The 5669-nt window shown below is 66.2% G+C and carries 6 protein-coding genes; 1 reads left to right on the top strand and 5 read right to left on the bottom strand.

Features of this window, described 5'->3' with window-relative positions; all coding sequences use genetic code 11:
• The 5 genes from ABZF37_RS13300 to ABZF37_RS13280 form a co-directional block, all read right to left on the bottom strand.
• Positions 1 to 317: ketopantoate reductase family protein (locus ABZF37_RS13300; protein WP_372720716.1), on the bottom strand; the 317-nt coding region annotated here is incomplete at its 3' end.
• 36 nt (positions 318 to 353) lie between these two features.
• Positions 354 to 1427 carry an amidohydrolase family protein gene (locus ABZF37_RS13295; RefSeq protein ID WP_372720714.1) on the bottom strand — a complete coding sequence of 358 codons (1074 nt, stop codon included), beginning with the start codon at positions 1425 to 1427 and terminating at the stop codon, positions 354 to 356.
• Positions 1428 to 1459: 32 nt separating this feature from the next.
• A complete protein-coding gene (locus tag ABZF37_RS13290; protein WP_372720712.1) occupies positions 1460 to 1921 on the bottom strand; it encodes a CoxG family protein in 462 nt (153 codons plus the stop codon).
• Positions 1922 to 1936: 15 nt separating this feature from the next.
• Positions 1937 to 2800, bottom strand: coding sequence for a xanthine dehydrogenase family protein subunit M (locus ABZF37_RS13285; protein ID WP_372720710.1), 864 nt, complete (start codon positions 2798 to 2800; stop codon positions 1937 to 1939).
• On the bottom strand, positions 2797 to 3276 hold the full coding sequence (locus ABZF37_RS13280; RefSeq protein ID WP_372720708.1) for a (2Fe-2S)-binding protein: 480 nt from the start codon (positions 3274 to 3276) through the stop codon (positions 2797 to 2799). Before ABZF37_RS13280 ends, ABZF37_RS13285 begins: the two co-directional genes overlap by 4 nt.
• A 111-nt stretch (positions 3277 to 3387) precedes the next feature.
• Between ABZF37_RS13280 and ABZF37_RS13275 the strand changes: the two genes are divergently transcribed.
• Positions 3388 to 5637: a xanthine dehydrogenase family protein molybdopterin-binding subunit gene (locus ABZF37_RS13275; RefSeq protein WP_372720706.1), complete on the top strand. Its 2250-nt coding sequence runs from the start codon at positions 3388 to 3390 to the stop codon at positions 5635 to 5637.
• The last annotated feature ends 32 nt before the right edge of the window (positions 5638 to 5669 follow it).

Below are 5669 nucleotides of genomic sequence, written 5' to 3'. Positions count from 1 at the left end.
TTGTTCTGGAAGGACAGGGCGGTCTTGACCCGATCGCGCAGGCAGTTGGCGCCTTCCAGCGCCGCCTCGGTGTCCTTGCCCTTGACGCCCAGGATCAGGTAGTCGAACTCGCCCTTGGCCTCGCGCGGGTCGGCAACCGCTTCGAGGTGTTCGCGCACCATATGGTCACCACGGATGCCGGTGAGCTTGAGGCCGTTCTTGCGGATGGCCTCGACGTGCGCCGGGCGCCCCACCAGCGTTACGTCGACGCCGGCCAGCGCCAACGCGCCACCGAACACCGAACCCAAACCGCCGGCGCCCAGGATACAAACTCGCATCGTCTTCTCCAGAATGTTGTGTGAATGTGGCTGGCTTTATCCCAGACCATAGAAACGGGCGGCGTTGCCACCCAGGATAGCCGCCTTGTCGGCGGCACTGATTGTTGGGTTACCGAGCAGTTCGTCAATTTCGTGCTGGATGGACGCGTCGTTGACTTCGTGCGGGAAGTCGCTTGAGAACACGAACGGCCCGGCGCCGTACTGGGCGATGCCAAAGGCCAGGGCGTCCTCGTCACCCTCGATACCGACAAACAGGCGCCCGCTGTCCATGTAGTCGCGAACGAGCTGGCGCACCTCACTGCCTTTGCGGGCCTTGATGTAGCGGCCGGTGGGGTCGTACGGCGTAAACGCCGAGAACGAGCCCGGCAGGCGCTCCATCAGCAACAGCAGCCAGGCCAGGCCACCCTCCATGAAGCCAAAGCGCACCCGCGGGTAGCGGTCGAACACGCCATGCAGGATGAGGTCCACGGCCTGGATGGTGATGGCGAACGGGTGCCCCAGGGCATGCGTGCCGGCAAACACCTGTTGGTGATTCAGCCCAAGATCGGGATGGGCGCCGCCGTGCACGGCCAGTGCGCAGCCGAGCGCATCGGCGACCTCGTACACGCGGGCGTATTCATGCGCGCCAAGCAACAGCGGCAGGCCGGTGGGGGGCAGCATGGCGCCTTTCAGGCCCAGCTTGTCCACGGCGCGTTCCAGTTCTGCCGCGGCGGCGGCCGGGTCCTGCATGGGAATCAGCGCCATGGCGTTAAGGCGCGGGTCGGCTGCGAGGTAGTCCTCGGCAATCCAGTCGTTGTAAGCCTGACAGGCCCCGATGGCCAGGTCCGGATCGGTCAGGCGCCCGTAGGCCAGCGCAATGGTGGGGTACATGACTGCCGCGCTGAATCCGGCACGGTCCAGAAATGCCCGCCAGCCGGCGACGCCCGGATCCTGAAACGAGCCATCCAGGCTGACCCAGGCACCGTGGTGCAAATGGTCGAGCTGCGGAAACGGCCCAAGCAGCCGCACGAAGGCGCTCTCGCGCAGCTGGCCGGGCATGCGCCGGACGATGGCGGGCAGGTCCTCGAACACGTGTCCATCGCCGTCGATGATGTTGATTTTCTGGTCCATGTCTGGGCCTCCTGGTGGTCGGCGCGTTCGGGTCAGGTGGTAGTCGGTTCGCCCGCCTTGCGCGCCAGGTTGTCGGTGAATTGCTGCATAACCTGATCGGTTTTTCTTTTGATGATGGACTGTCCAAACTCGCCGAGCTTGCCCAGGATATGCGCTTCGGTCACCACCAAGAGCTCGGTGAGCTCCGGTTCAAGCGTGGTCAGTACCAGCTGCGTACGGGTGCGCAGGCCACCGGGGATGCGCTTGTCCTTGGCTTCGCCGGAAAAGACCAGTTGGCGCTCGGCGGCGAGCAGTTCTTCCACGGTAATCTGCCCGCCGAGCTCCAGGCCGACCGGGCCGATACGCAGCTTGAGCACGCCGCGGTAGCGATCCTCGCCCAGCGGCTCGACGCTGACCACGCCGGGAATGCACAGCGCGACGGCCGGGATGTCGACGAGCAGCGTCCACAGCGTATTCACCGCCACCGGCAGGCTGGCGCGGTATTCGAATTCCATGACTTGGGTTTCCGTTCAGGCGGCGCGGGCGGCCGCCTCGGTGAGCGCGCGGCGGGTGAATACCACCGCCATATCGCGCTTGTATGACGCACTGCCGCGCAGGTCGTCCAGCGGATCAACCGCATCGCGGGCAAGCTGCGCGGCGGCGGCAATGCGTTCGGGCGTGGGGCGCTCGCCGATCAGGGCGGCAGCAACCGCTTGCGCCAGTACCGGTACCGGACCGGCCGAGCCGATGCCAACACGCGCCTCGGCTACCCGACCGTTGCCGTCCAGGCACAACAATGCGGCCACGGATACGGCGGCGTAGTCGTCGGCGCTGCGCGGCAGAAATTTCTGATACGACCAGCCAGCCCCGGCCGGCGGGGCAGGGGCGGTGACGTGGGTCAGGACCTCGGTTGGACCCACGGCGGTGGTAAAGAAGTCCTCGAAGAATCCCCCTGCCGGTACCCGTCGCTCGCCCTCGGCAGAGCACAGGTGCATGGTGGCATCGAGTACCCGCCACACGGCCGGTGCGTCCATGGCCGGATCGCCCTGCGCCAGGCCGCCGCCGACGGTGGCCGACATGCGAATGCGGACCGTCGCCACGTGGCCATAGGCTGCGGCAAGCAGCGGCGCGGCGCGGCCGAGTGCGGCGTCGGTTTCCATCAGCCGGTGACGCACACCGGCACCGGCGCGGATGCCGTCGTTGTTTACCGTGAGGTCGCCGAGGCCCGGGACGCGTTGCAGGCTTACCAGCACGGTCGGTTGCACCAGTTCCTGCTTCATCAGGTTCAGCAGGCTGGTGCCGCCGGCGATCAGTTTGGCGTCGTAGCCGTGTTCTGCCAGTAGTGCGCAGACTGCGGCCAGGCTGTCCGGTGCCTGAAATTCGAAGCCCCTCATGCCTGGTCCCCGGCAGCGGCTGCCTCTATGGAGCGCACGATGCCGTAGTAGCCGGTGCAGCGGCACAGGTTGCTCATCATCCAGGCCTTGATGGCAGCCTGGTCGGGGTGTGGGTTTTCCTCCAGCAAGGCGCTGGCCGCCATCAGTTGTCCGGGCGTGCAGATGCCGCACTGAAAGCCGCCATGCTCGATAAAGGCGTTCTGGATGGGCTTGAGTTCCTCGCGCCCGGCGAGGCCCTCTACCGTCGTCAGTTCGCAGCCGTCGGCCATCGCGGCCAGGGTCAGGCAGGAGCTTACGAGCCGGCCGTCGAGGCGCACCGTGCAAGCGCCACACACGCCCACGCCGCAGCCTTCCTTGGTGCCGGTGAGGCCGACGTCATAGCGCAGAAAGTCGACCAGTAGCCGGTTGCCCAGCACTTCACCTTGCCATGGCGCGCCGTTTATATGCAGCGCCAGGGTCACCGTCTGTTCGGCCATTGGCCTTCTCCTTGCTGATCGTTTGGTCGGCGTCGACGCCATGATAATGTGCCGGCCAGTCAGGCGGGAACCCTGCCCGGTTTGCTTGCCCAAGACCACGAGGAGATTCGCATGACGCTGAAGTTCGTCGGCCAACGCACGGCGCGTATGGAAGGGCCGGACAAGGTAACAGGCGCCGCCATGTATGCGGCCGATTACGTGCTGCCCGACATGCTGTGGGGCCGCATTTTGCGCAGCCCTTATCCGCACGCACGCATTGTTCGCATTGATACCGCCGCCGCGCGGGCCCTGCCTGGCGTGCACGCGGTAGTCACCGGTGCGCAGTTTCCGTGTTACGCCGGGCGCGCCATCCGTGACCATGCGGTCCTGGCCGTGGACAAGGTCCGGTTTGTCGGCGACCGGGTGGCCGCCGTGGCAGCGACTACGCGGGACATTGCCGAGCAGGCGCTGGCATTGATAGACGTCGAGTACGAGGAATTGCCGGCGGTGTTTGACGTCGACACCGCCACCGCGCCCGGCGCGCCAGCGGTGCATGAGCAACCCAAATCCTATGCGGGTGCTTTTTCCCATCCGCAGGAGCCGAACCTGCCAAACGTGTGCGCCTATATGCGTTGGGAGCACGGTGAACTCGACGCCGGCTTTGCGGCCGCTGACCGGGTGTTCGAACACACCTTTCACACGCCAACCGAGCACCATGGTTATCTTGAGCCGCACGCCGTGCTGGCGCGGGTGGCTGCCGATGGCCGCGCCGAGGTGTGGGCGTCCAACAAAAGCCCGTACATGCTGCGTGCGCAGCTGGCTGCCTGCTTCGGGGTCGAACCGACGACCATCAAACTGCACAACCTGCATATCGGTGGTGACTTCGGCGGCAAGGGTTCGCAGATGGAAGCGCCGGTGGCCTACCTGCTGGCGCGTGAGTCCGGTCGGCCGGTGAAGCTGGTCATGAGCTACACCGAAGAGCTCATGGCTGCCAATACCCGCCACGCCGCCCGCATCGACATCAAGACCGGCGTAAGGAACGACGGCACCCTGACCGCCATGCAGGTGCACATCAAGTTCAACGGCGGTGCCTATGGCGCCTACAAGCCGCTGCCGAGTCTGAACCTGCACGGCGCCGACCAGGCAGCCAGTTGCTACCGGGTGCCGGCCATCGATATCCACAGTACGGTGGTTTATACCAATACGCTGCCGGGCGGCCATATGCGCAGCCCCGGCGCCCCGCAGACCATTTTTGCGGTGGAGGCGCAGTTCGATCTGATGGCCAGGGCGCTGGGCATGGACCCGGCGGCGTTTCGGTTGAAGAACGTGCTGCAGCCGGGTGATGCCTCGCCCACCGGCGCGCAGTGGCCGACGGTGCGCGCGCAGCAAACGCTGGAGGCCGCCCTGCGCGAGTCGGGCTACCACGAGCGTCGCGGCAAGGAGCCGAACGTCGGTTTTGGCATCGCCATGTACGAGCGCGGCGTGGTGGGCGGCGATTCCAGCTGCAAGCTGGAACTCGCGCCCGATGGTCGGGTGACCGTGCTGCTGCCGATCGGCGACCCCGGTCAGGGCACCTTCACGGCCGTGCAGCAGTTCGTAGGTGAGACGCTGAACGTGCCCCCGGCCTCGGTGCAGATTCGCCTGGCCGACACCGACGGACTGCCGTTCGACTTTGGCGTCGGCGGCTGTCGCACGACCTATGCCATCGGCCAAACCGTGTTGCAGGCGGTGGCCGCATTGCGTGAAAAGCTGGCGCCGATGGCCGCCGAGGTGCTTGGCTGCGCGGTCGACGCGCTGGCCTGGGAGGGCAGCAGTGCGCACAGCGATGGGCGCAGCGTGACCCTGCTACAACTTGCGGCCAGCGCCGGTGAAACGGTGTCAGCGCAGGTGTACCAGAAGCTCGGCCTTTTTCCGGACGCGCCGGATACCAACTTCACCGCCCAGGTGGCCGAAGTGGCCGTGGATCCGGAGACCGGCCAGGTCACCGTGCGGCGCATCACCAGTGCCCATGACGTCGGCACTATCGTCAATCCCGAAGGGCATCAGGGTCAGATCGAGGGCGGTATGCTGATGGGCCTGGGCCTTGCTGTGATGTCCGAGCACCGCATGGAAGACGGTAAACCGGTGGCGCTGCATCTGGGCGACTACAAGATTCCGTGCATCGCCGACATCCCGGAGCTCAGAACCGTGCTTCTGGAGCGCGACGAAGGCCCTGGGCCGTTCAACTGTGGGCCGATTGCCGAGGCCGCCAACGTGCCCGCACCGGCGGCAATCGCCAACGCGGTGGCAGACGCGATTGGCGCAGCGGTCATGGAATTGCCGGTCAGCGCCGAGCGCGTTTACGCCTTGCTGCAACACACCCGCCGCCCGCGCGCGGCCTGAATCAGGAGCCCCGATATGGCCGTCATCATGCT

Source organism: Immundisolibacter sp., from assembly GCF_041601295.1.
In the GTDB taxonomy this organism is placed as follows: Bacteria; Pseudomonadota; Gammaproteobacteria; order Immundisolibacterales; family Immundisolibacteraceae; genus Immundisolibacter.
This window is presented reverse-complemented; position numbering and strand designations above follow the sequence as displayed.

What these genes read in the sequence shown, in the direction of transcription:
- ABZF37_RS13275 (WP_372720706.1), top strand. Translation starts at nt 3,388, where the DNA reads ATGACGCTGAAGTTCGTCGGCCAACGCACGGCGCGTATGGAAGGGCCG.
- ABZF37_RS13295 (WP_372720714.1), bottom strand. Translation starts at nt 1,427, where the DNA reads ATGGACCAGAAAATCAACATCATCGACGGCGATGGACACGTGTTCGAG.
- ABZF37_RS13290 (WP_372720712.1), bottom strand. Translation starts at nt 1,921, where the DNA reads ATGGAATTCGAATACCGCGCCAGCCTGCCGGTGGCGGTGAATACGCTG.
- ABZF37_RS13280 (WP_372720708.1), bottom strand. Translation starts at nt 3,276, where the DNA reads ATGGCCGAACAGACGGTGACCCTGGCGCTGCATATAAACGGCGCGCCA.
- ABZF37_RS13285 (WP_372720710.1), bottom strand. Translation starts at nt 2,800, where the DNA reads ATGAGGGGCTTCGAATTTCAGGCACCGGACAGCCTGGCCGCAGTCTGC.